Here is a 25,919-nt window from a genome sequence, read left to right as displayed (position 1 = left end):
GGGAAGTGTCCTATGCAGATAATGATGTTTTTATCCGATATCATGATACCACTTCTGATTTTTTTGATTATCGGATATGGGCTGTTGTGCAGGCACAATATCTACGAAGAGTTTATCGAGGGAGCGAAAGACGGATTTGAAACAGTCATAGGGATCATGCCAACACTGATCGGACTGATGGTTGCTGTTGGAATCCTGCGTGCGTCCGGATTTCTGGAATGTTTTTCAAATGTATGTGCTATTTTCACAGAAAAGATCGGATTCCCGTCCGAACTGCTTCCGCTTGCTGTTGTGAAAATGTTTTCATCTTCGGCGGCAACAGGTCTGCTTTTAGATATTTATAAGGAGTATGGGACGGATTCGCTGCTGGGGCGGATGGCGTCGATCATGCTCGGAAGCACGGAGACAATTTTTTATACCATGTCTGTTTACTTTATGAGTGTAAAAATCAAAAAGAGCCGCTATACGCTTGCAGGAGCGCTGGCTGCTACGGCAGCCGGAATGGCTGCGAGCGTAGTGCTGGCAGGAATGATTTGACAAAAAGAAAAAAAGGTCTATAATAATGTTATGTAAACGAACAGGGCATTTGTTCTGTTGAAATATCGCGGGATGGAGCAGTCTGGAAGCTCGTCGGGCTCATAACCCGAAGGTCACAGGTTCAAATCCTGTTCCCGCAACTAAAAAACAGTAGTTTAGAGCTGCAGAAAGCAGATTGCTAGACTACTGTTTTTTGATGATAAAATTTAGCAGTATCGTGGGTGGCAAACCTTGAAAATGTATCGAAAATATACTAAAATTATACATGTTAAAGGTATATTACAAAAGGGAAGGTGAACGGTTATGCAAAAGCTGAAAGACATGAAGATAAAAAAGCGGTTAAATACCGGATTTAAAATGGTAACAGGCATTGCGACGATCGCAACAGTGCTTGGAATTATTGCAATGCTGGTCGCGTCTGGCCGATATGAATATGCGATGACTAATTATGGATTTTCGCAGGGAGATATCGGTAAGGCAATGGTTACATTTTCAGAGACGAGAAGCGCCCTGCGTGCTGTTGTTGGATATGATGAGGAGGACATGATCGAGGCACAGGTATCGCTGCATGATCAGAAAAAGGAAGCCTTTGAAACATATCTGAAAGACATAGAAAGTACCATGGTTTTCCCACAGGCAAAAGAGGCATATAATACGTTAGTTACGGATCTGGACGGCTATTGGGATATTGATGCAGAAGTTTTAGAGCTTGCAACATCATCTTCGGATGATGGTTATTTAAAAGCACAGGAAATCGACACCGGTGAACTCTCACCACAGTATGACAAAATTTATCAGGATCTGGCAACACTGATGGATCTGAATGTACAAAAGGGTGATGCATCAAAGGCATCATTACATAATATGGAGCTCATATTTATGATCGTGATCATAGCGGTGATCGTGGTCTGTATTGTGATTTCCATCCGTATCGGAAACACGATAGCTGTAGATATAGAAAAGCCTCTGACAGCTTTGGCAGAACGTCTGAAATCATTTGCAGAAGGTGATCTTGACAGTCCGTTCCCGGAGAGTGAGGCAGATGACGAGATCAAAGAGATGATCTTAGAAGCAGAACAGATGGCGCATAATCTGAACCTGATTATTACGGATGCAGGGGAGCTGTTAGGAGAAATGGCGGCTGGTAATTATGCTGTCGGAACCAGGATCGAAAATAAATATGTCGGAAAATTTGCAGCCTTAAAAGATGCCATAAGAAAGATGAACCGTCAGATGAACAGTACGTTACAGCAGGTTGAAGATGCTTCAAAACAGGTTTCTGCTGGTTCTGAAAATCTGGCAGAATCTGCACAGGCACTGGCAGAAGGGGCAACAGACCAGGCAGGTTCCGTGGAAGAACTGACGGCAACGATCACGAACATTACGGACAATGTCAATGCCACGGCAGAAAAGCTTGAGGCATCACACCAGAAAGCAAGCCAGTATGCAAAGCAGGCAGATAACAGCCGCGAACAGATGACGGCTTTGACGGATGCTATGGGACGGATCAATGAGACATCAACCAAAATCGAAAATATTATTTCTGATATCGAAGATATTGCAAGCCAGACGAATCTGTTATCCTTAAATGCAGCGATCGAAGCTGCCCGTGCAGGGGAAGCGGGAAAAGGATTTGCGGTTGTTGCGGACCAGATCAGGAAACTGGCAGAGCAGAGTGCGCAGTCAGCAGTTGATACCCGCCAGCTGATTGAAGGTTCCCTGCAGGAGATCGCAGAGGGGAATAAGGCGGCAGAAAGCGCTTCTGCGGCATTAGAGGAAGTAGTTGAAGGAATCAAAGAGATCGCTGAGGAATCAAAGATGTTAAGCGAACAGTCGGCAGAGCAGGCAAGAGCGATGGAACAGGCAGAATCAGGGGTAAACCAGATCTCAGAGGTGGTTCAGTCAAATTCTGCAGCAGCACAGGAATCATCTGCAACCAGTGAGGAGCTGTCTGCACAAGCAGTGTCTTTAAATGAACTGGTGGGACAGTTTGTCCTGAGAAAGGATTGATCATGTCAAATATAGAAAAGTTCTTAGAAATGGTACAGGAGTCAGATAATATTGTATTTTTCGGGGGAGCAGGCGTTTCTACCGAAAGTGGCATCCCTGACTTCAGGAGTGTGGATGGACTCTATAATCAGAAATATGATTATCCACCGGAGACGATATTAAGTCATACCTTTTATATGAGACATACAGAAGAATTTTACCGTTTTTACCGTGATAAGATGCTATGTCTTGATGCAAAACCAAATGTGACACACCAGAAACTTGCAGAGTTAGAGGCTGCGGGCAAGGTAAAAGCCGTCATCACACAGAACATTGACGGACTGCATCAGATGGCAGGAAGCAGGCATGTTTTAGAGCTGCATGGCAGCGTGCATCGCAATTACTGTCAGAAGTGTGGAAAAGGATTTGATGCGGAATATATTTTAAAATCCGGTACAGAGATTCCGCTGTGTGATGCGTGTGGAGGTAAGATCAAACCGGATGTGGTGCTTTATGAAGAGGGCTTGAACCAGCAGACCTTAGAGGATGCTGTATTTTATATCAGCCATGCAGATGTGCTTATCATTGGTGGAACTTCGCTGGCAGTATATCCGGCTGCAGGATTGATCGACTATTACCGGGGAAACAAGCTGGTGCTTATCAATAAATCTACAACACCGATGGATGGCAGAGCAGATCTTTTAATCCAGGCAGGGCTTGGTGAGGTGTTTTCACAGATCCGGTAAACAGAGTAAGTACTATTTTAAACATCTAAAAAGGAGAAGGTATGCGTTTACTGATAAAACAGAGAGTGTTTTCATGGTCAGATACTTATGATGTCTATGATGAGGAGGGCAATGTACGGTATTTTGTCAGGGCAGAGGTGTTTGCACTTGGACATCAGATCCATGTCTATGATGCGGCACATGTTGAGGTTGGAATGATCCGTCAGAAGCTGTTTAATCTTCTTCCGGTCTTTGAAATTGAAACAGGTGGGATCAAAAGAGGACAGATCGAAAAACAGTTTACTCTGTTCCGACCGAAATATGATATTGATTTTAATGGATGGCGTGTGGAGGGAGATTTCCTTGGCTGGGATTATGATGTATATTCCGGCTGCAGTTCCATTATTCATATTTCAAAACAATTACTCCACTGGGGTGATACGTATGTGATCGATTTTACCAATCCGGGCGATGAACTGCTTGGAATGATGCTTGTGATCGCAATTGATGCAGCAAATTGCTCGCAGAATAAATAGTATAGGAGAATAGAGAGGATTTATGGATAAATATGAAGTTGGTGATGTGGTGCGGTTGAAAAAGCAGCATCCGTGCGGCAGCAGTGAATGGGAGATCCTGCGCGTGGGTGCAGATTTCAGGTTGAAATGCTTAGGCTGCGGGCACCAGATCATGATCGCAAGAAAACTTGTGGAGAGAAATACCAGAGAAATCCGCAAAAAGGAAGCTAAGCAAGGAAGCTGAGTAAAAAGTTCTTGCAAACTATTGATTTTTATGATAAAATATATCTTCGTGATATATTATTAAATTCCTTGCTCACTCATATAAGAGCGGGCCAGAGACCAAAAGGAGGAAAATTCGCATGAATAAGTATGAATTAGCGCTTGTTGTTAGTGCAAAGATCGAAGACGATGCGAGAACAGCTACCGTAGAGAAGGCAAAAGAGTACATCACTCGTGCCGGTGGTAACGTAACAGAAGTAGAAGAGGCTGGTAAGAAGAAATTAGCATATGAGATCCAGAAGATGTCAGAAGCTTTCTATTATTTCATCCAGTTCGACGCTGCATCTACTGTTCCGGCAGAAGTTGAGCGCGATGTCCGCATCATGGACAATGTTCTTCGTTTCTTAGTAGTAAGAAAAGACGAGAAATAAGATTCTTTGAACTGACAACGGTTTGTTTGATAGAAGAGAGGAATCGTATATGAACAAAGTTATTCTTATGGGAAGATTAACCAGAGACGCAGAGATCCGTTATTCTCAGGGCGAGAGTGCTACTGCGATCGCAAGATTTTCACTTGCAGTAGATCGCCGTTTCCGTCGTGACGGAGATGATCAGAATACAGATTTTATCAACTGTGTTGCATTTGGCAGAACAGCAGAGTTTTTGGAGAGATTCGGACGTAAGGGAACAAAATTCGTTCTGGAAGGTCGTATTCAGACTGGCAGCTACACCAACAAAGACGGACAGCGTGTTTACACGACGGACGTTGTTGCTGAAAATGTAGAATTTGCAGAGAGCAAAAATGCCAGCGGCGGCGGAGATAACTCCGGTTTTAACCCTTCCGACAGACCGTCACCGAGCAGTGCAGCAGGTGATGGCTTCATGAATATTCCGGATGGAATTGATGAAGAGTTACCATTTAACTAATGGAGATCATAACAACAGGAGGTAATTATCATGGCTTTCAATAAAGCAGCAGACAAAGATGGCGCACCAATGAAGAGACGCCCGATGCATAGAAGAAAAAAAGTTTGCGTTTTCTGTGGAAAAGATAACGTAATCGATTACAAAGATACAAACAAATTAAAGAGATACATCTCTGAGAGAGGAAAAATTCTTCCTCGTCGTATCACTGGCAACTGTGCAAAACACCAGAGAGCTCTTACAGTAGCTATTAAGAGAGCCCGTCACGTTGCATTAATGCCATACGTATGCGAATAAATTCGCAACGAATAAATTCGCAACGAATAAATTCGCAACGAATAAAATTCACAGTGAATAGAATTTACATTGAATAGAAGAAATCCCCTGCAACCTGCTATATTTGTATTGCTGGTTACAGGGGATTTTTTACTGTTCCGGCGTTAGATCAGCGTGTTATTCCTCGTTGGTCAGGTCAAATCTTTGTACAAGCTGCTCTAGCGTAGTAGCCTGAGCGGCAAGCTCTTCCGATGTGGCAGAAGTTTCTTCGGCAGCGGCAGAGTTGTCTTCCACTCCTTTAGAAATTTCTTCAATACCAATCTCAAGCTGTTCCATGCTCTGCTCCTGCTGGACATAAGTTTCGGAACTCTTTGAAATCATTTCATTTACTTTCTGAACAGCCTCCATGACTTCCTGAATGGAAGTGACGACGTCATTTACAATCTGGTTTCCATGTTCAATTTCGTTAATGGAAATACCGATGAGATCTTTGGTCGTATTGGCTGCTTTGGAGCTTTCCTCGGCTAAAGAACCTATCTCGGAGGCAACAACAGCAAATCCTTTTCCGGCTTCACCTGCCCGTGCAGCTTCAATGGAAGCATTTAATGCTAACAGATTTGTCTGGTCTGCGATATCTTCAATTGTCTTAATGATGCCGACAACCTCATTGGAGGTCTGTGTGATCTTATTCATTGCTTCTGTCATTAGTGACATCTGATCTTTGCTGTTTCGCATCATATCAGTTACTTTTAATGTTTCATCAGCCGCAACCTGTGCAGCAGCAGTATTTTCTTTTACCTGATCGGTAACAGCAGTTGTGGTGGCAACAAGTTCTTCTACGGAAGCCGATTGTGTGGTGGCGCCTTCCGCAATACTTTGTGCTGCTTTGGCAAGATCCTCAGAACCGGCAGACACCTGACTGGAAGTGTTGATAATATCAGTCATGATGTTTTGCATGGATTCAGAAATATTGATAAGACCTTCTTTTACTTTTGAAAAATCTCCGGCATAATCATATTTCAGTGTAAATTTTAACTTTCCATCTGCTAAACGGTTTAAGGCATAGGTAATCTCATTAATGTAATTAATGTATTCCTTCAGGCGGTCTACCGTTAACTGGATGGAGTCAGAAAGTTCGCCGATTTCATTGTCAGAGTGAATCTTAAGGGATACATCAAGGTTTCCTTTGGCAAGTTCCTGTGCAACATCATTTAATGTACTGATCGGTTTTGTAATAGCAGAAGCGACTTTGCGGATGGCAATGACAGTGGCTGCAATACCGATGACGATCAGTACAAGCATAATAACCATGCATATGGTGAGGCTGGAAAAATATTCACTGGATGGCAGACAGCTTAAAACAAAATAATCGGTATCTGTAATGTCTACAATATATCCATATCTTGATTTATTTCCAATGGTATATTTTACTGCGGTATTTCCACCTCCAAGAGCATTGACTACATTATCACTTACACCAATCTCAGTAAGAGTTTTTAACTGATAATCTGTATTTGGATGGTAAATGATGGTTCCGTCAGATGTTAAAAGAATTACAAAACCATTATCACCTACTGTGTAGGAGAAAAATAATTCGTTGATATGGTCTAAGGCAATATCCAATCCGGCAACACCGACAACATTTTTTCCGGAAGGATCGTATACGGGTGCGGCGGCGCTTAAAATTAATTTGCCTGTGCTGACATCTGTGTAAGCGTTGGTGAGCATACTTTTACCGGTTTGTGTTACCTGATACCAGTCTCTTTGCGTGATATCAAAAGAACTGTCACTGGTATAGCCGTCTGACTGGGTCAGAACATTAGCATCAATATCACCGATCCAGGCAGCAAGAATGTTTTCACTGTCTGTTGCCTGATGACTCTGCAGCTCTTTAAATACATCCTGATAAAGGGTGGCTTCTTTAATGGAATCGCCGGATTTAGTTTCAGTCAGGATTTCCCGTATATCGGGATTGAGAGCCATCTGTTCCGCGGTAGTTGTGTACTTTTTAAAAAAGGTTTCAAGCTGATATGAGGCAGCTTTTGACTGTAGTTCCAGTTCGTCTTTCTGCGAGGACAAGCTGATGTTCCCGATCATGATCGCAACTACAATAGAGAAAATGACGAATATTGTGATAACGACCGACAGAATGCGGATTGAGATTTCATTGGAAATCTGTTTTCTTTTGTTTTTCATAACCGTATGCTCCTTTGCGTTTTTCTTCCATTATATACCTATGCAAACGAAAAACAACGAATTTATTGAAAATAATTATAAATAAAGTAAATAAACAGAAATTTTTGCTGATAAAATGGAAAAATATAGTAAAAAAACGAACGCTGTTGTGCAAAAATTGGGCGTGGATTTATAGAAAAATATTTTATAAAAGCACAAAAATAATATGAATAAAATGCAATATAAAGACAAAGTGCACAAAAAGTGCATGCAAATTCTATGATTTGTGTCTATTGCGCAAGTTATATGTGGCATATATAATAGCAATATGAACAAACGGTTGCGCAAAGAAAAAAACGAGAAATGTTGTTAAAACTGGGAAAATGAAATTTCTTTCAGAGCATAGGAACAACAGCGTTGCGCAAACAAGATGTTTGGGGAGGAAAAATAATGAAAAGTGGGATGGTAAAGCGCATGCTGGCAGCGGCACTGGCAGCGACATTGATTGTGACAAGTGCCGGGACAACGGATGTCTGGGCAGCAGGAAGCGAAGAGACAGTTTCTGTGAGTGTGGAAGAGACAGAGGAAAGTACGGAGAATGTAAAAACTGCAAGCAGCAGTAATCTGATAACAAATGGAGATTTTGAGACAGATGCATCTGGATGGACATTTTTGTTGGGTGGTGGCGATTATTCGCCAAACTTAAAAAAAGGTACAGACACAGGTATGACAAATAATACGACGGGTTATATCAACATTTGGTCGGAAAACGAAGCCGAGTTTGTTATGTCTCAGGAGATTACGGGACTTTCAGCAGGAAATTATACCGCTATGTTAAGTATAGATGGAGCAAATGATAAAACTGCAGATTTAAAGTTTTATGCGGGAGACGAGAGTACAGTATTAAGTACGGAAAATGGCTGGAATAACTGGTCGACGTTTAAGGTTGAAAATATAGTAGTAGATGAAAGCGGAAGTATTATTATTAAAATTGCAGGTACATTAGGTGCCGGATACTGGTTCGATGTAGATGACATTACATTAACAAAAAATCTGTCTGATGGAGAGGAAAAAACCGAAGCAGCAGAGGCTTTAAATACCCTTATCACAGCCTGTGAAGCCCTGACAGAGTCAGATTACACTTCAGATACCTGGAGTGCATTACAGACAGCGCTTACATCAGCAAAAGCAGTTTATGGGGATAAAGACAACAAAACCGTAGAGGAATTAACAGAAGCTAAAACAGTCCTGCAGGCTGCAAAAGATGCACTGGTTGATGCAGGCATCGTTGATACCGGAGCTGATGGTATTTTTGTACAGAAAGTAGATGGACTGAGCGATGATTTTATCAAAGGTGTGGATGTGTCATCTTATGTCAGCTTAAGAGACAGCGGAGTGACATTCAAAGACTGGAACGGTAACGTGATAGGTGATCAGGAGTTCTTCAGCCAGTTAAAAGAAGCAGGTGTCAACTATGTGCGTATCCGTGTGTGGAATGATCCATATGACAGCAATGGAAAAGGATACGGTGGTGGAAATAACGATCTTGCAAAAGCAAAGAAAATCGGAAAATGGGCAACCGACGCAGGCATGAAGGTGTTAATTGATTTCCATTATTCTGATTTCTGGGCAGATCCGGGAAAACAGAAGGCACCGAAAGCCTGGGCAGATTATACGATCGATCAGAAAGTGACAGCTGTATCTGATTATACAACAGCGAGCATTACAGAACTGTTAGATGCAGGTGTTGATGTTGGAATGGTTCAGGTTGGAAATGAGACAAACAACGGTGTCTGTGGTGAGAGTACATGGGAAAACATGTGCAGGATCTTTGATGCCGGTGCAGATGCGGTTCATGCAGCAGGAGAGGCAAAAGGAAAGAATATCTTAGTTGCTGTTCATTTTGCAAATCCGGAAAAAAGCGCAAACTATGCAACTTATGCAAAAAATCTGAATACATATGATGTAAGCTATGATGTATTTGCATCTTCTTATTATCCATACTGGCATGGAACACTTGACAATCTTACCAGTACTTTAAAGAATATTGCTGATACTTATGACAAAAAAGTAATGGTAGCAGAGACATCCTGGGCAACAAGTTTAGAGGATGGCGATGGACATGAAAATACTGTTCGTAAAGGTAATAATGATACAAAAGTAGATGGTATGGATTATACATTTTCCATACAGGGACAGGCAAATGAAGTAAGAAGTGTTATTTCAGCGATCAACAATATCGGTGACAATGGTATCGGTGTATTTTACTGGGAGCCGGCGTGGATTCCGGTAACTGTATACGACAGCAGTGCAGATAGTGCAGAAGAAGTACTTGCTTCAAACAAGGCAGCATGGGAGAAATACGGTTCCGGATGGGCTGCAAGCTATGCAAGCGAATATGATGCAGATGATGCAGGCAAATGGTATGGTGGTTCAGCAGTTGATAATCAGGCATTGTTTGATTTTAATGGAAAACCACTTGCATCTTTAAACGTATTTAAGTATGTAAATACCGGAGCAACCACAACAAAAAGACTTGATTCAGTGACAACACCGGATGCTGTGGAAGCTGCATATGGAGCAGATATTGCGTCAGTATTACCGGCAGTTGTTACAGTACAGTTTAATGACGGATCAGAAGATACCGCTTCTGTAACATGGAATAGTGATGATATTGCAGCAATTACGACATATGGAACCCATGAAGTAAAAGGTACTGTATCCTATACAGACGGTGAGGGAAATACTTCCACGCTCAGCACGACCTGCAGCGTGTCCGTACTGCCGGAAAACCTGTTGCAGCAGGGTGGATTTGAAGATGGCTGTGATGTGTGGACGATCGAAGGAAATGGTGCACAGGGAAATACGAAAGAAGATCCAAGAAGCGGAAGCATGGGATTGCATTTCTGGTCATCAAGCGCAGTTGATTTTACAGCAAAACAGACTGTTACAGTTACAAAATCCGGTGTATACAGTGCATATATGTATATTCAGGGTAATGGTGGCGGAGATTCTGAGGCAGTCAGTATCTCACTTTCCAATGATACGCAGAATACGGCACAGACCGGAGAAGCTTCTCTGGCTGGATGGAAAGTATGGCAGCAGCCAAAAGCAGAAGGAATTGCCGCTTCTGTGGGAGATAAACTGACCGTGACGATCCATGTAGCAGGTGATGCAGAAGCATGGGGAACGATTGATGATGTATATCTGTACAGCACAGAAGCTTATGAAACATATAAGATCAACTATATTTTAAATGGTGGAACAAACAACGATCAGAACCCGGCTTCTTATGATAAAACACAGACGGTTACATTTAAAAATCCGACACGTTTCGGATATACATTTGAAGGCTGGTATAAAGATTCAGGTTTTACAAAACAGATCACGCTGATCGAGGCAGGAACAACCGGTGAGATCACGGTATATGCAAAGTGGAATAAGATCGAAGATAATAACGGAAATAAAGACACAGAGACAAAAGAAGTCAAAGTAAGTAAAATTACATTAAACAAGACACAGGCTGGAATGAAAAAAGGTGAAACCCTTACATTGAAGGCAGTTGTTACACCGTCGAAAGCAACAAATAAAGCTGTAAAGTGGTCTTCATCCAACAAAAAAGTTGCTACCGTTGACAAAAACGGAAAAGTAAAAGCGTTGCAAAATGGAACTGCCACGATCAAAGCGACAGCAAAAGACGGCAGTGGTGTGAGTGCTTCCTGTAAGATCACAGTAGGTTATAAGATCACTTATAAACTGGGTAAAGGAAAAAATAACGACCAGAATCCGGAGTATTATTACAACCAGAAAATCAACTTAAAGGCAGCTTCAAAGAAAGGTTATGCATTTAAAGGCTGGTATACAGACAGCAAGTACACAAAGAAAATCACAACGATCGCAAAGAACAGTAAAAAGAACATTACTGTATATGCAAAATGGGAAAAAGTCGTTGTGAAAAAGGGAGCTGTAAAGAAAGTGACAGCGCTTTCCGGAAAGAAAGCAAAAGTAACTCTTCAGAAAGTTTCCGGCGCAGATGGATACGAGATTGTTTACTCTACAGATAAGAAATTCAAGAAAAATGTAAAGAAAGAGACAGTGACAGGAACATCAAAAACCTTAAGCAAACTTTCAAAAGGCAAGACTTATTATGTAAAAGTACGTGCTTATAAGAAAGATTCCACAGGAGCAAAAGTTTATGGAAGTTTCAGCGGTGCAAAGAAGGTAAAGATCAGTAAGTAGCCCAAAAAGTAAATTTATAATATATGTCATGTGGTAAAAACATGATAGAAAGTGGAGAATTTTGTTTTTTGCAGGATTCTCCACTTTTTTAACTCATGATAATGGATGTCTGCAGAGAGTGTATTCTATTATTTGTCCGGTTTTTTTCTATAAAAAATCCCCTATTTTTAATATTTGCTCATGCTAACATAAATTTGTAACTGTCAAAAATATATAAAAGGAGGAGAACGGGGTTTGAAACGAAATTGGAAAGCAGGGGTATGCGTAGCTTTATGCAGTGCTATGGTTTTTACCGGGATAGGACCTGTGCTGACACCATATCTTGAAAATGCAGTTGTCTATGCAGATGAAAACGAAAATTCAGGGGTAAAAAAAGTTTTTACTGCAGATCAGCTGAAAGTGGCATGGGGAGACGCGGATTATGAACTCGCAGATGGACAGTGGAAATTGTCTTTTGCAAAACAGTATAATCAGGTGAAATGGACGTTGCCGGAGAGTATCGAAATGTCACAGGTGAATGCTGTTACATTTCAGGTGGCGGATCAGAAAGTACCGATCAGTCTGAAAGTATACAACGGTGGAGATGATGCAACAGCAGCTAATACACAGTACGGATTAAGCGGACAGACGGAGTATACGATAAATCCATCGGGGGATGGCGCTATTGATGCAGTCGGAATCATGATAACGGAAGATAAACCGGAAAATGCAACGGTAAGTCTTGTGAGCGTGACCTTTGAACTGAAAGCAGGAGCGGGCGATGCAAAACTGGGGGATAATATTATAAAAAACGGTGATTTTGCAGCGTCCGAAGCGGCGGAGTCATGGAACAGTGCAGCCGGAGAATCGGTTGTTTCAGTTGCAGCAGAGGAAGAAGAAATCGCAGATTCCGGTCTTAAAACATACGGTGTACTTACACGTAATCAGGAAACTGCCACCCCTGGGGATTGTTTTTCGCAGGATATCACGGATGCGGTTGAAAAAGGGGAAACATACAAATTCTCATTCTGGGCGAAATTGTCCGATGATTACAAAGATGCTCCGGAAGAGCAGAGAAATGTGGAGTTTGCACCATTCTATGTTTCCGGTGGTGAGGCAACATATCTTGGAAGTTATTCAGCAGGTATTTTGTCAGGAGACTGTACAAAGACATTAAAAGCTGGAGAATGGACAAAATATGAGGGAACTTTCAAAATACCGAAAGCTGCAGATCAGGTGGTCATCCGTATTATAGAACAGGGAACCAACTATGGACAGGGCGATTGCGTAAAAGGGACTTACTATGTGACCGGTGTGTCCATGAATAAGATTGAAAGAGAAAAGCCATCTATTGAGAAGGACATCCCGGACTGGAAAGAAAGTGTGAAAGCTGCTTTAGGCAATGATGTAGTTGCAGGCACAGCAGTGACCGGTGATGAGATCAATGATGATACGCTGATGGAACTGGTGGAAAAACACTTTAATGCGGTTACACTTGGAAACGAATTAAAACCGGATGCATTGTTCAACTATCAGTTAGAGGATAAAGTCAACACAAAGACGATCCAATTTAAAGGACAGGATCTTGAAGTCCCGGTCGTAAATGAAGCCGGTGACAGCTTGGACTTTTCACGTGCAGATAAATTAATAAATAAAATCTGTGAGTGGAATAATGAAAATCCGGATAACAAAATCCGTATCCGTGGTCATGTCCTTGTATGGCATTCCCAGACACAGGAATGGTTTTTCCATGAAAATTATGATAAAACCAAACCTTATGTGGACAAAGAGACCATGAACCGCCGTCTTGAATGGTTTATTTCAAGTGTCTTTGACCATTACTTCGGGGAAGCTGCAAATGGAAAATATGACGGATTATTTTATGGCTGGGATGTTGTAAATGAGGCTGTCATTGGAAACTCTTACCGTACAGATACCGTGAGTGCAGCGGAAAGTCTCGATGAGATCCGTCATGGAAATAATTCAAGCTGGTGGCATGTATATAAGAGCAACGAATTTATCATCAATGCCTTCAGATATGCAAACCAGTATGCACCGAAAAATGTAGAGCTTTATTACAACGATTTTGGTGAGACGGATAATACAAAATGTGAGGGTATTGTAAAACTCATCAATGATGTAAAGGCTGCCGATGGAACCAGACTGGATGCATTTGGCATGCAGGCACATTACAGTGTGGATAGTTTTTCTGCCACGCAGTTTAAAACAGTGGCTGAAAAATATGCAAAAGCTGCAGGAAAAGTACAGCTTACAGAGCTTGATTTTAAATCAAGTGCATCTTATACATCAGGTATGGCAACAAAAGAGAGCGAATATACCAAAATTGCATATTGCCATAAACAGTTATTCGATGCGATCAAAGGCTTAAAAGCAGATGGTTCGAACGTTTCCGGATTGACCGTATGGGGTGTCATCGAGCCAAATTCATGGTTACATGAACAGTCCGGTGTCGGTGGTGGTGCAGACGGCTCTGCGCAGTGCCCATTGCTTTTTGATGGAAATTATAAAGCAAAACCTGCGTACTGGGCGTATGTAGATGCATCCAGACTCCAGCCGTCAATTCAGGATGTAGTCGCTGCAGAGAAAAAAGGTGATGCAGTGACAGGAAAGACATACAGTATCATGCAGAATGATATCACAGCTTCCTTTATTCCGATGTGGGATAAAGATGGTCTTACCGTGCAGGTTACGGTAGAAGATGCCGTAAAAGATGATAATGATGCAGTTACTGTTTATGTGGATACTGCAAATTCCGGAAAAGATGACATCACACCAGTGACCGTAACAGTAAAAAGAAGCGAGGCAGCAGAAGTAGAAAATGGTTATCAGGCAACCGTAAAGGTACCGTTAGCAGGACTTTCCGTTGCAAAAGTGATCGGAATGGATGTTGTGGTCACAAATGGGGATAAAACAGCCGCATTTAATGATTTGACAGGAAAACAGGGCACAAGCAGTAAATATTATGCGAAAGTAACAATGAAACCGGGGGTAGAGGAAGCTGCCTATGGTACAGTTACCGTAGACGGGGATAAAGATGCGGCATGGGATAATGCCGGAACCATTCCGATTACGATCAATCTCGGCTCCAATGTTTCTGCAAATGCGAAGTTACTCTGGGATAAAGACAATCTTTATGTATATGCCGAGATCAAAGATCCTGTCCTTAATAATACCAACGGTGATGCATGGGAGCAGGATTCCTTAGAAGTATTTATCGACGAAAATAATGGAAAATCCAACTCTTATGAAGACGATGACAAGCAGTACAGGATCAGTTATGTAAATGATCACTCATTTAATGGCAAAAAGTGCCTTGAAGAGAATATGAAGTCTGTGGCAAAAATAACTTCTGACGGATATGTTGTTGAAGCGTCATTTAAATGGACGGATATCACACCAAAAGCCGGAGATGAGATCGGACTTGAATTTCAGATCAATGATGCTGATGCAAGTGGCAAAAGAATTGGTACATTGAGCTGGAGCGATGAAACAGGAATGGGATGGTCTAAACCGGAAGTATTTGGTACTGTAAAACTTGGAGAAATTAAAAATGCTCCGGAGAAAGATACAGAAAAGAAACCGGAAACAGAGAAGAAAGAAGTAAAAGTTAAAAAAATCACGTTAAATAAAACAAAAGCCGGAATGAAAAAAGGTGCAACGCTTACATTAAAGGCTGTTGTTTCACCATCTGATGCAGATATTAAAGACGTTAAGTGGACATCTTCCAACAAAAAAGCTGCGACTGTTGATAAGCATGGAAAAGTAAAAGCATTGAAAAATGGTGTGACCACGATCACGGCAACGGCAAAAGATGGAAGCAGAGTAAGCGCGTCCTGTAAGATCACGGTAGGTTATAAAATTACCTATAAGTTAGGAAAAGGTAAAAACAGCAGCAAAAACCCGGAATATTATTACAATGAAAAGGTAAATTTAAAAGCTGCTTCCAAAAAGGGATATGTCTTTAAGGGCTGGTATACAGACAGCAAGTATACAAAGAGAATTAAAACAATCTCAAAGAGCAGCAAAAAGAATCTTACTTTATATGCGAAATGGCAGAAAGTGACCGTAAAGAAATCTGCAATTAAGAAAATGAAAGCTGTTTCGGGAAGAAAAGCAAAAGTTACAGTCCAGAAAGTGGAAGGTGCAGCCGGATATCAGATCGTTTATTCTACAGATAAGAAATTCAAGAAAAATGTAAAGAAAGAGACAGTGACAGGAACATCAAAAACCTTAAGCAAACTTTCAAAAGGCAAGACTTATTATGTCAAAGTGCGTGCTTATAAGAAAGATTCCACAGGAGCAAAAGTTTATGGAAGTTTCAGCGGTGCAAAGAAGATAAAGATCAGTAAGTAGTTCCCAAATAAATTTAATATACCCGTCATATAGTAAAATGTGTGGCACACCGGAAAGAGGATTTTGCAACTAAGTTGTGAAGCCCTCTTTTTGCTTTGCATGATAGGTGTGTGTTTTTCCAGTACCATAAACAGGAATCGGAATTGATAAAATTTAAAATGTCAACTGATTAACATACTGAGAAAGCAGTGTTAAAGTAAGGGCACAGTAAGGACAGCAATGACAATGGGGATGTTAGCAGGCTGTGGCAGCAACAGCAATTCCGGCAGCGCAAATACAGGCAGTAATGCAGGAAGCAACGCAGCGGACAGCAGCGATGCCAGTGAGAGTACAGCAGCCGGAACTGAGAGCACAGGGAATATCGACACCGCAGATTTAGCAGGAACACAGAGGAGAAAACATACCCTGTCAGTTATTACGCCCGTTTTCCGGTAAAGCAATTTACTGATAAAACACTAATTCTAAGAGGGGATTTTGGGAAGGCTTTCTTTGACGGAATCAGAAATGAGGATGTACCTGCAGCAGAGGAGCAATCTTTTTGCAATACGCAGGGTGAGGCTTCCCGCCGCCCTTCGATCCATTTTACACCGCAGACCGGATGGATGAACGATCCGAATGGTCTTGTATATGCAGATGGCAATTATCATTTATATTTCCAGCATAACCCATTTGATGTGCAGTGGGAAAATATGAGCTGGGGACATGCCGTAAGCAAAGATCTGCTGCATTGGGAGCAGAAAGATGAGGTGCTTTTTCCGGATGAGACAGGAACGATGTTTTCCGGAAGCGGCATTGTAAATGATCATGAAATGCTCGGACTGCCCAAAGATGCACTTATTTTTTTCTATACGGCAGCCGGAAATAACAATAAATGGAGCACAGGAAAACAGTTTACACAGCGTGTGGCATACAGCACGGATGGTGGAGAAACGCTTCACAAACTGGATAAAGGAGTGCTTGAGGCGGTATGTAAAGAAAACCGTGATCCGAAGGTGTTCTGGCATGAAAAAAGCGGTGCCTATATCATGACACTGTGGTTAGAAGAAAATGATTTTGGCATTTTCCGTTCTACGGATCTGTTAAACTGGGAGCAGACAGACAGGCTGACTTTAAAAGATGCCTGGGAGTGCCCGGATCTGCTGTGCTTAAAGGATGAAAACGAAGATGAAAGCTGGATGTTCTGGAGTGCAGACGGATTTTACTTCTGGGGTGAGTTCGACGGTTTCAAGTTTCAGACGGATGGTGTGCGCCATATGGCTTATATCAATAAGATGGCTTACGCGGCGCAGACTTACAGCAATACAAAAGACAGAGTGATCTCTGTTCCGTGGCTCAGACTTCCGAATCATGGAAGAAATTATACCGGGGCGATGGGGTTGCCGAGAGAGTTTTCGGTTACTTATAAAAACGGTGAAAAAGTATTAAAACAGCAGCCGGTCAGGGAATATGAGGACAGGAAAAAGCTGGTGTATGACAGTGCAGATAAAAATATGCAGCAGGAAGATATGTTTCAGTGGGAGTTTACACCGGATACTGCAACAGAGATTCAGATCACGCGTGCAGAGTCAGAAGATATATTGCATGTGCAGGTGAACCGGGATTTTGAATTTGTATACAATGCCGGAACCGGAGAATTAAAAGCCGGTGATGAGACATTTAAGACAGAAGCCGGAATCCGTGATTTTTCACTGCTTTTTGATGACGTAATCTTTGAAGTGACTGCGGATTGTGATACAATGATAGGTATATTTGAACTGCCCCGGATTGTGGAAGAATTTTGCATGAAAAAGGGCAGTGCAGAGAAGATACAGATATTTGTTTCATAAAAGATAGATTTGACGAAGAAATGAGAAGTCGTGTGAAAATACATTTTTTACACGCAAGAAAGAGGAGTAGTATGGCAACCTTAAAGGATGTGGCGAAGGAAACGGGACTTACGGTGAGCACTGTTTCCCGTGTGCTGAATAATCGCGGATATATCAGCGAAGAGACAAGAAAAAAAGTATATGAGGCAATGAAAAAACTCAATTACCGTCCGAACGAGGTAGCCCGCTCGCTCTCAAAGCAGACGACGAATACGATCGGTGTGATCGTACCACATATCAGACATCCGTATTTTGCGGAACTGATCAGTAATTTAGAGAGTCAGGCTTATCATTATGGGCACAAAATTCTTCTATTTAATTCTCAGGAAAAAAACGAAAAGGAATGGGAATACATGGAGATGTGCACCAGCAACCGTGTAGCGGGAGTGATCCTTTGCAGTGGAACGGTCGGTGTGGAAAAGTTTACCGGATTAAATGTGCCATTGATCACGATAGAACGTTATCTTGAAAATGGAACAGCAGAGGTAGAGTGCGATAATGAGCAGGGCGGACGTCTTGCAGCGCAGCATCTGATTGACTGTGGCTGTAAGCATCTGATCCATATCAGCGGTGTCCACGAGACAGCCATGCCGGCAGATGAGCGTGCAATTGGTTTCCGGGCAGTCTGTGAAAAACAGAATGTTTCTTATCAGATCGCAGATACCACCGCTTTTGAGTATAACCATCTGGAATATCATCAGATACTTGAAAATCTGTTAAAGGAAAATACGGATACAGATGGCATTTTTGCCAGCAGTGATCTGATCGCAGCGCAGCTTCTGCAGGTGTGCCATAAGTTAAATATTGATGTTCCATCACAGATGAAGATCGTCGGCTTTGATGATGTCAATATCGCATCACTGACCACACCACCGATCACGACGATTCATCAGCCGATCAAAGAGATGGCAAAAACGGCGGTAGAACTGCTCGTCCGTTCCGGTAACGGGGAACTTGTGTCGAACCGCACTACTCTGCCGGTATCACTTGTGGTAAGGGAGACGACTTGATTCAATATGTATATGAGCCAGATATATTGCAGGAAGGTAAATAGTGTATGCGCAAATCCGGCGCAAGAATGGGGGATTCCTATGGAGCAAAAAAAATGGTGGAAAGAAGCGGTAGTCTACCAGATCTATCCGCGCAGCTTTATGGACAGCAATGGTGATGGTGTCGGCGATCTTCGCGGCATTAAGAGCCGGCTGTCTTATTTAAAATTATTGGGAATTGATGTGATCTGGTTATCTCCGGTCTATCAGTCCCCAAATGATGACAATGGTTATGATATCAGTGATTACAGGGATATCATGACAGAATTTGGCACGTTAGAAGATTTTGATGAGATGCTTGCAGAAGCGCATAAACTTGGCATTAAGATCGTCATGGATCTTGTGGTCAATCACAGCTCCGATGAGCATCAGTGGTTTGTGGAGAGCAGAAAAAGCAAAGACAATCCGTACCGTGACTATTATATCTGGCGTGAAGCAAAGGATGGAAAAGAGCCGAATAACTGGGGTTCCTGTTTTGGCGGTTCGGCATGGGAATACGATCAGACGACGGATATGTATTATCTTCATATGTTTTCCAAAAAACAGCCGGATCTTAACTGGGAGAATCCGAAACTCAGACAGGAAGTCTTTGACATGATGACCTGGTGGGGCGAACGCGGTATCGACGGATTCCGCATGGATGTCATTACGATGATTTCAAAAGATCAGCGTTTTCCGGACGGCATCGTGCATGGCAATGAAAGGTTTGGAGATTCTTCCCCGTATGTCAATAATGGGCCGCGCGTGCACGAATATTTAAAAGAGATGAATGAAAAAGTAATCTCCAAGTTTGACTGGATGACGGTCGGCGAGGGTGCCGGTGCAGGCGTGGAGGATGCGAAACGCTATGCCGGGGCAGATCAGGGCGAGCTGGATATGATTTTTACATTTGAGCATGTCAACCTCGGACAGACACAGTATGGCAAATGGAGTGATGGCAGCTTTGATCTTGTTGAGTTAAAGAAAGTATTTGAAAAATGGGAAGATGGACTTGAAGGTGTGGCATGGAACAGCCTTTACTGGGATAACCACGATCAGCCGAGAGCCGTCTCAAGATTTGGAAATGACAGTGAAGAATACCGCGAGATTTCCGCAAAAATGCTTGCAACCTGCCTGCATTTTATGAAAGGAACACCTTATATTTATCAGGGTGAGGAACTCGGTATGACAAACCGCAAATGTAAAGATTTTTCAGAGTTCCGTGATATTGAGATTAAAAATGCATACCGCAATTTTGTCGGCGGCGGTATTTTAGATGAAGAAACGATGTTAAAATTTGTCAATGCTATCGGTCGTGACAATGCGAGATTCCCAATGCATTGGGATGACAGCGATAATGCAGGATTTACGACAGGTACACCGTGGATTTCGGTCAACGAGAATTATAAAAAGATCAATGCGGCAGCACAGATCAATGATCCGGAATCAGTATTTTCCTATTACAAAAGGCTGATCGAACTGCGTCATCAGATGGAGATCATTGTGTATGGTGTATACGAGAGTAAGGTGATCGAACATCCGGATGTGTTTGCATACACCAGGACACTTGGAGAAGAAAAGCTGTTTGTAGTCTGCAACTTCAGGGAGCAGGAGATGGACTTTGCCTTAGAGGACGGTTTTACCGGTGAAGAGGATGTTTTGATCAGCAATTATAAGGATGTTGTAAAAACAGAGCATGGGATTCATTTAAGACCATATGAGGCAAAGGTGTTTTACCGGAAATAAGTTTTACCATTGAATTTTACCAATTATAAAAAGTGGCACTTCTTAATGATATATTTTGTTCGGAAAGGGGAAAATTATGGCGATCATCATAGATCAGGAGCAGAAACTGCTCACACCGCATACAATTACTTTGCACACAAAAAATACGACGTATCAGATGGCTGTCGGCGCTTATGGACAACTGCTCCATCTTTATTACGGACCGCGGTTAGACGGTGATATGCGGTATCTTCTGACCTATTATGACAGGGGGTTTTCCGGCAATCCGTATGAGGCAGAGTGCGATAAGACATATTCCATGGATGCACTGCCGCAGGAATATCCGTGTTTTGGAACCGGGGATTTCCGCAGCCCGGCATTTGTGCTGAAAAATGCAGATGGAAGCTATTGTGCCGATCTGCGGTTCGTATCCTGTGAGGTATGTAAAGGAAAATACCAGATTCCGGGACTTCCGGCAGTTTATGATGAGACCGGGACAGAGAGTGAAACGTTAAAGGTATATTTAGAGGATGTCGTAAGCGGCGTGCAGGTAACACTGCTTTACGGTGTATTTGCAGAACTTGATATTATTACCAGGGCGGTTCAGATTACCAATCATGGCGATAAGACCGTCCATATTGAAAAATCTGCAAGTGCTGTGCTTGATTTTATGAATGGAGAATTTGATGTCATTCATTTTCATGGCAGACACGGGATGGAGCGGATTTTTGAACGCACGTCCGTGGAGCATGGCAATCAGGTATTTGGCAGCAGGCGTGGCGCTTCGAGCCACCAGCAGAATCCATTTGTGATGCTGGCTGGAAAACAGACAGGGGAGGATGCCGGCGAATGTTATGGCTGTATGCTTTTATACAGCGGCAATTTCAAAGCAGAGGCAGAAAAAGACCAGTATGAGCAGACAAGGCTTGTGATGGGCTTATCCGATGAAATGTTTTCCTGCGCTTTCCTGGAATCTGCACCGTCTGATCCGAAGCCATATCTGCCGCAGTGCATACCGTGATACGAAAAGACCGGTACTTATCAATAACTGGGAGGCAACCTATTTCGATTTTACCGGGTTGAGGTTGTCGGAACAAAGACAGATGGTACAAACGGACAGCACATCAATGAAACACCGAACGCAGTTGAACCGGATTACTTCACAGGAGCACAGCTTGTACATGCAGGCATGCCAATCCCACGCATGGACAACGAGTACCGTGCATGGCAGATGTATATAAAAGAAATGCAGGAAAATTGAGTAACGTCCCAACAACCTCTACCAGAACTTCACCCCCAGCATACGCAGAAGAAAGGAGCACACACAATGAATAAACAATATGATGTAGTCGCCCTCGGCGAATTATTAATTGATTTTACAGAAAACGGCACCAGTGGTCAGGGCAACCCGGTTTACGAAGCAAATCCGGGCGGAGCACCCTGCAACGTGCTTTCCATGTTGAACAGATTAGGGCATCAGACCGCATTTTTAGGAAAAGTCGGAAATGACATCTTCGGCAGACAGCTCCGTTCCACCGTGGAATCAGCCGGGATTAATGTGGAAGGACTTCTGACGGATGAAGATGTGCGCACAACCCTTGCATTTGTTGAGACAAAGCCGGACGGCGACCGCGATTTTTCCTTTTACCGGAATCCGGGCGCAGATATGATGCTTCGGGAAGAGGAAGTCCGGGATGATATTATTGCAGATGCAAAAATTTTTCATTTTGGCACATTGTCCATGACGAATGAGCCGGTCAGAAGTGCGACAAAACATGCGATTGCTGTTGCAAAAGAAAATGGTGCACTCATTTCCTTTGATCCGAATATCAGGGAACCGCTCTGGAAGGACATGGAGGAGGCAAAAGAGCAGACTGCTTATGGACTGTCCGTTTGTGATATTTTAAAAATATCAGACAATGAGATCCAGTGGTTTTCCGGAAAAGAGGATTATACAGAAGGTATCCGTATGCTGCAGCAGACATATCAGATCCCGCTGATCCTGTTATCTATGGGACGGGACGGAAGCAGAGCCTATTATAAAAATATGATCGTGGAAATACCTGCATTTTTACAGAAAAACACGATCGAAACAACCGGTGCAGGAGACACTTTCGGTGCATGCTGCCTACATTACATATTACAGTATGGATTAATGGAACTTACTGAACAACAGTTAAAAGATATGCTTACATTTGCAAACGCAGCGGCATCGATCATCACAACAAGAAAAGGTGCACTGCGCGTGATGCCGTCCCTAGAAGAGATTCAAAACTATTTCGAAAGTATTTCTTAAACTTGCTAAGAATGTCTTGGAATTATGCACAGAATCATATAATATATATGGTAAACCGAAGCGGTGAGCAGTACAGACAGGTGGAGGGAGCATGAAACGGACATTAGGAATGGTATTTTTCCTGGTAGTGTTAGCAGGCACAGCGGGCTGCGGAGAGAAAAATACTGCAGATATAACTGCACAGGAAAATAATCAGACGGAGCAGACAGAACAGACGTTAGAAGAACATTTTTTCTCGGCAGAACAGGATGAACAGAATTATAATGTGCTGGAAGAATTTTCTGAAGATGAGGAATATCCGGAGCTTGCAGCTTTTTTAGAGGAATATTATCAGATTCCGGAGGAAGAGTGCAAAGAGACACGGTATTACTATAATTATACGGATCTTGATGAAGATGGAACGGATGAGATCGTTGCGGTTACGATCGGTGATACGACATCAGATACACGTGGGGATGCGGCACTTGTTTTAAGACCGGAAGAAAACGGTCAGTTTGAGGTGCTTGGAACATTTCTACAGATCCATACGCCGGTAATGATCAGTGATGAGCTGGAAAATGGCTGGCATACGATTATTTTTCCAATTTATGGCGGTGGTCAGGAATCCGGATTTATCAGTGCAGTTTATACGGAAGGAACAGGGTATCAGCTCGACGAGGAAAGTTTTGTGCGGGAAGAACCAAAAGTTTCCGGTGACAGGATTTTATCGGATAATCTGATCAATGATATGGATACTGACAATTATCTGACGATCGCGCCACGTGATACGGAGAGCCAGAACTGAATACAGCAGGATCAGACTGCAAATGGAAAGAAAAGGGAATCGGGCAGATGAGGTGACTGCGTCGGTTCCTTTTTTAAAAAGTACTTTATCTTAAGGGGGCAAAATGCTATAATTGTTAGCAAAGACTATTCCAAGACGGATGGAAAAGTAAGCAGTGATGAGCACATTTCCTGCCGTAGGTTTCTTTTTATTTAGGAGAAGACTATGAAAAGTAATAAAGTAAAGCTCAGAGGGAGACTTCGTAAATCTCTCTACTGGCCGATGTTCATGACGATTCTTCTGGTATGTATGAATGCTGTCATCTATACGGAAGATATATTGTCAGGTATTATGTTTTCGATATTTACGGCAATCTATTTTGTTGTTTCCATGATCGTGTATGTCAGGAATAAGCCGGTGTTGGTTAATGAACTGATCAACTTCGCAACGCAGTACGGAACAGTACAAAAGCAGCTCTTAAATGAGTTTGAAATACCGTATGCACTCGTCGATTATAATGCAAAGATATTATGGGTCAATGAGCAGTTTACAGAACTGACCGGTAAGGATAAAAAATATCACAAATCGATCACGACGATTTTTCCGGCACTGACAAAGGAACTTCTGCAGAAGAGTGATGGAGAGAAATCCATAAACCTCACGCTGAAAGAACAGGATTTTCGTGTTGCCTTAAAAAGAATCTACTTTGAAGAGTTAAACAGCGTGGACAGTCTTGTTACACTTGATGAGAGTAACGAATATCTGACGGCGGTATATCTCTTTGATGAGACAGAAAAGAATCAGTACATGAGAGAGAACCAGGAACAGAAAATGGTTGCTGGTCTTGTATATATCGATAACTATGACGAGGCACTTGACAGTATTGAAGATGTCAAAAGATCTCTTCTCGTTGCCCTGATCGACCGGAAAGTCAATAAATATTTTACAGAGCTTGATGCATTAGTCCGCAAAATTGAAAAAGATAAATATTTTGTCGTATTTAAGTATCAGTATCTTGCAAAACTCCGCGAAGACCGTTTTAGTCTGATCGAGGATGTAAAGACAGTCAAAGTCGGTAATGAAATGGCTGTGACACTAAGCATCGGTATTGGTGCCAACGGTGCCAGCTATACACAGAATTATGAGTATGCCCGTATGTCCATTGATCTTGCATTAGGACGTGGCGGTGACCAGGTCGTTGTGCGTGACGGCGAGGAAGTCACATATTATGGTGGCAAAACACAGCAGGTAGAGCGCAACACCAGGGTCAAGGCAAGGGTAAAAGCACATGCACTCCGTGAGATCATCGAGAGCAGGGAGCATGTGATCATTATGGGACACAGCATCAGTGATGTCGATTCCCTTGGTGCAGCGATCGGTATTTACTGTGCCGCAAAAGTACTTGGCAAGAAGGCACAGATCGTGTTAAACGAGATTACATCATCCCTGCGGCCGCTGGTAGAGTGTTTTACCGTGGAAAAAGGATACCCGGCAGATCTTTTTATCAAAAATGAAGAAGCACTTATGCTTACCAATGAAAATACACTGGTGGTTGTTGTGGATGTAAACCGTCCAAGTTACACCGAATGTCCGGAGCTGTTAAAGCGCACACAGACTGTCTGTGTATTTGACCATCACAGACAGACGAACGAGGTGATCGAGAATCCGGTACTTTCCTATGTGGAGCCGTATGCTTCGAGTGCCTGCGAGATGATCGCCGAGGTACTGCAGTATTTTTCCGAAAATATCCGTCTTGCCCCATGTGAAGCAGACTGTATTTATGCCGGTATCCTGATCGATACCAACAACTTTATGACAAAGACAGGTGTACGTACTTTTGAAGCGGCAGCTTATTTAAGACGTGCGGGTGCGGAAGTAACGAGAGTGCGTAAGATGCTGCGTAACGATATGGCAGCTTACAAGGCGCGGGCGGAGGCAGTCCGCCATGCGGAGGTTTATCGTGGTTCGTTTGCGATTTCCATCTGTCCGGCGGATCAGGTAGAGAGTCCGACAATTGTCTGTGCACAGGCAGCAAATGAACTTTTAAATATCGTGGGCATCAAAGCGTCTTTTGTGCTCACAGAATATCAGGGAAAAATATACGTAAGTTCCCGTTCGATTGATGAGATCAATGTACAGCTTATCATGGAGCGCCTTGGAGGCGGCGGTCACTTAAATGTTGCCGGAGCCCAGCTCACCAACTGCTCACTGCAGCAGGCAAAACATATCATTCAGGATACGATCGATGAGATGTTAAAAGAGGGCGATATATCAGAGTAACATCAGA

Annotated in this window: 20 protein-coding genes and 1 tRNA gene; 20 read left to right on the top strand and 1 reads right to left on the bottom strand. The window is 42.6% G+C overall.

All coding sequences use genetic code 11. From position 1 onward, the window contains the following. Positions 1-12: 12 nt before the first annotated feature. From ACDD58_RS09700 to rpsR, 9 genes are all read left to right on the top strand, one after another. Positions 13-537: a spore maturation protein gene (locus ACDD58_RS09700; RefSeq protein WP_006856611.1), complete on the top strand. Its 525-nt coding sequence runs from the start codon at positions 13-15 to the stop codon at positions 535-537. Between the two features lie 66 nt (positions 538-603). Beyond that, positions 604-677 (top strand) — tRNA-Met (locus ACDD58_RS09695). 163 nt (positions 678-840) lie between these two features. Continuing rightward, positions 841-2,547 (top strand): methyl-accepting chemotaxis protein, encoded by a 1,707-nt coding sequence (locus ACDD58_RS09690; protein ID WP_118209774.1) that lies wholly within the window; start codon positions 841-843, stop codon positions 2,545-2,547. Between the two features lie 2 nt (positions 2,548-2,549). Further along, positions 2,550-3,272, top strand: a complete 723-nt coding sequence (locus tag ACDD58_RS09685) for an NAD-dependent protein deacylase (protein ID WP_015561138.1) — start codon at positions 2,550-2,552, stop codon at positions 3,270-3,272. A gap of 41 nt (positions 3,273-3,313) precedes the next feature. Further along, positions 3,314-3,787 carry an LURP-one-related/scramblase family protein gene (locus ACDD58_RS09680; RefSeq protein WP_055194607.1) on the top strand — a complete coding sequence of 158 codons (474 nt, stop codon included), beginning with the start codon at positions 3,314-3,316 and terminating at the stop codon, positions 3,785-3,787. A gap of 22 nt (positions 3,788-3,809) precedes the next feature. Then, a complete protein-coding gene (locus tag ACDD58_RS09675) occupies positions 3,810-4,010 on the top strand; it encodes a DUF951 domain-containing protein (RefSeq protein ID WP_370777199.1) in 201 nt (66 codons plus the stop codon). A gap of 118 nt (positions 4,011-4,128) precedes the next feature. Continuing rightward, the gene (gene rpsF / locus ACDD58_RS09670) at positions 4,129-4,419 is read left to right on the top strand and encodes a 30S ribosomal protein S6 (RefSeq protein ID WP_006856615.1); all 291 of its coding nucleotides are present in this window, start codon (positions 4,129-4,131) and stop codon (positions 4,417-4,419) included. A 49-nt stretch (positions 4,420-4,468) separates the two neighbouring features. After that, positions 4,469-4,915 (top strand): single-stranded DNA-binding protein, encoded by a 447-nt coding sequence (locus ACDD58_RS09665; protein ID WP_006856616.1) that lies wholly within the window; start codon positions 4,469-4,471, stop codon positions 4,913-4,915. Positions 4,916-4,945: 30 nt separating this feature from the next. Then, complete coding sequence (rpsR, locus tag ACDD58_RS09660; RefSeq protein ID WP_006856617.1) at positions 4,946-5,209, top strand: 30S ribosomal protein S18; 264 nt, start codon at positions 4,946-4,948, stop codon at positions 5,207-5,209. 156 nt (positions 5,210-5,365) lie between these two features. Here the strand turns inward: rpsR and ACDD58_RS09655 are convergent, their stop codons facing one another. Then, on the bottom strand, positions 5,366-7,384 hold the full coding sequence (locus tag ACDD58_RS09655; RefSeq protein ID WP_118209776.1) for a methyl-accepting chemotaxis protein: 2,019 nt from the start codon (positions 7,382-7,384) through the stop codon (positions 5,366-5,368). Between the two features lie 429 nt (positions 7,385-7,813). Here ACDD58_RS09655 and ACDD58_RS09650 point away from each other — a divergent pair, with 429 nt between their 5' ends. The 11 genes from ACDD58_RS09650 (at position 7,814) to ACDD58_RS09600 (ending at position 25,912) form a co-directional block, all read left to right on the top strand. Beyond that, positions 7,814-11,602 (top strand): glycosyl hydrolase 53 family protein, encoded by a 3,789-nt coding sequence (locus ACDD58_RS09650; RefSeq protein WP_370777196.1) that lies wholly within the window; start codon positions 7,814-7,816, stop codon positions 11,600-11,602. Between the two features lie 234 nt (positions 11,603-11,836). After that, positions 11,837-15,955, top strand: coding sequence for an endo-1,4-beta-xylanase (locus ACDD58_RS09645; protein WP_370777194.1), 4,119 nt, complete (start codon positions 11,837-11,839; stop codon positions 15,953-15,955). Positions 15,956-16,180: 225 nt separating this feature from the next. Beyond that, entirely contained in the window at positions 16,181-16,390 is a 210-nt protein-coding gene (locus ACDD58_RS09640; protein WP_370777191.1) for a hypothetical protein, read from the top strand. A 23-nt stretch (positions 16,391-16,413) separates the two neighbouring features. Further along, positions 16,414-17,781: a glycoside hydrolase family 32 protein gene (locus tag ACDD58_RS09635; protein ID WP_370777481.1), complete on the top strand. Its 1,368-nt coding sequence runs from the start codon at positions 16,414-16,416 to the stop codon at positions 17,779-17,781. 71 nt (positions 17,782-17,852) lie between these two features. Then, positions 17,853-18,830, top strand: a complete 978-nt coding sequence (locus tag ACDD58_RS09630) for a LacI family DNA-binding transcriptional regulator (RefSeq protein ID WP_370777189.1) — start codon at positions 17,853-17,855, stop codon at positions 18,828-18,830. A gap of 81 nt (positions 18,831-18,911) precedes the next feature. Beyond that, positions 18,912-20,594 carry an alpha-glucosidase gene (locus ACDD58_RS09625; protein WP_370777186.1) on the top strand — a complete coding sequence of 561 codons (1,683 nt, stop codon included), beginning with the start codon at positions 18,912-18,914 and terminating at the stop codon, positions 20,592-20,594. Positions 20,595-20,670: 76 nt separating this feature from the next. Beyond that, positions 20,671-21,594, top strand: a complete 924-nt coding sequence (locus ACDD58_RS09620; RefSeq protein WP_370777184.1) for a glycoside hydrolase family 36 N-terminal domain-containing protein — start codon at positions 20,671-20,673, stop codon at positions 21,592-21,594. Next, entirely contained in the window at positions 21,518-21,814 is a 297-nt protein-coding gene (locus tag ACDD58_RS09615; protein ID WP_243006785.1) for an alpha-galactosidase, read from the top strand. Before ACDD58_RS09620 ends, ACDD58_RS09615 begins: the two co-directional genes overlap by 77 nt. An 86-nt stretch (positions 21,815-21,900) precedes the next feature. Next, positions 21,901-22,869, top strand: coding sequence for a carbohydrate kinase (locus ACDD58_RS09610; RefSeq protein ID WP_370777181.1), 969 nt, complete (start codon positions 21,901-21,903; stop codon positions 22,867-22,869). 91 nt (positions 22,870-22,960) lie between these two features. Beyond that, the gene (locus ACDD58_RS09605) at positions 22,961-23,653 is read left to right on the top strand and encodes a hypothetical protein (RefSeq protein WP_118209784.1); all 693 of its coding nucleotides are present in this window, start codon (positions 22,961-22,963) and stop codon (positions 23,651-23,653) included. 204 nt (positions 23,654-23,857) lie between these two features. Beyond that, positions 23,858-25,912 (top strand): DHH family phosphoesterase, encoded by a 2,055-nt coding sequence (locus tag ACDD58_RS09600; protein ID WP_370777178.1) that lies wholly within the window; start codon positions 23,858-23,860, stop codon positions 25,910-25,912. Positions 25,913-25,919: the final 7 nt, after the last annotated feature.

Origin of the sequence: Roseburia sp. (genome assembly GCF_041325975.1) — a bacterium.
In the GTDB taxonomy this organism is placed as follows: domain Bacteria; phylum Bacillota; class Clostridia; order Lachnospirales; family Lachnospiraceae; genus Roseburia; species Roseburia rectibacter.
Note: the sequence above shows the minus strand (reverse complement) of the source record. Positions and strands in the feature narration are given on the sequence as shown.